This window comes from Oleiphilus sp. HI0066, from assembly GCF_001635725.1.
The window spans coordinates 1-759 of sequence record NZ_LWFH01000319.1 but is presented as its reverse complement, the minus strand read 5'-3'; the positions used below and the strand labels follow the sequence as shown (position 1 = coordinate 759).

Sequence of the window (759 nt, the reverse complement as noted above, 5' to 3'; positions counted from 1 at the left end):
TCAAAATAACGAAGCGCTATTGGTTGAACCTGACAACCAACTCGAACAGCTGACTCAACAAACATCCCATAAAAAGGCAACAAATGAGATCCATCGGAGGTTGTTGACTCTGGGAAAACNATGACCGATCTACCCGAGCGAAGCTTGTCCTCTAACTTTGGAATACTGCGATAGGCCTGAAACTTGTTACTTCTATCAACATACACAGACCCCATACGCCGCGTAAATGTACCTATGAATGGCCAGTCTTCAACATCATGACGAGAAACAAAAGCAAGAGGCTCAGCATGATTCAAAATAACCGTATCAACCCATGACACATGGTTTGCCAAAAACAAGTTACCTTGCGCTAAGGGCGTACCTTTCACTTCTAACTCAACATTAAGAGAGCGCACCAAATCCTTCACCCAATATCGGAAAGGCGCATAATCATTAAGCTCTTTGTCTTCGATTTTAGAAGCTCGAGGAAAGCGATGAATCGACTCTATTACCGTTGCGCCCCCCAAAATATTCAAGCCTAATCGCGCACAGCGTGGGGGAACAAGAAGTTTTGACATCATAGTTTCAATCTAATTATTTGGCTTTAGGCGGCTCATCTCTGGTGAATACCCATGTATCTCCTTCACTAAGCTCCGTGTTAAACCTATAACCCTCATAGTCAAAGCCCTTTAATAACTCTACATCGGTAATATTCTTATCCGCTGCATATCGGACCATTAAGCCACGTGCTTTCTTGGCATAGAAGCTAACAATTTTGTA

General features: G+C 43.0%; 2 protein-coding genes. Both read right to left on the bottom strand.

Annotated features, from left to right (window positions below; translation table 11 throughout):
* Positions 1-560 (bottom strand): 1-acyl-sn-glycerol-3-phosphate acyltransferase (locus A3738_RS04680; protein WP_197473593.1); only part of this gene is annotated, 560 nt, incomplete at its 3' end.
* A 13-nt stretch (positions 561-573) separates the two neighbouring features.
* Positions 574-759 (bottom strand): peroxide stress protein YaaA (gene yaaA / locus A3738_RS04675; protein ID WP_156503960.1); only part of this gene is annotated, 186 nt, incomplete at its 5' end.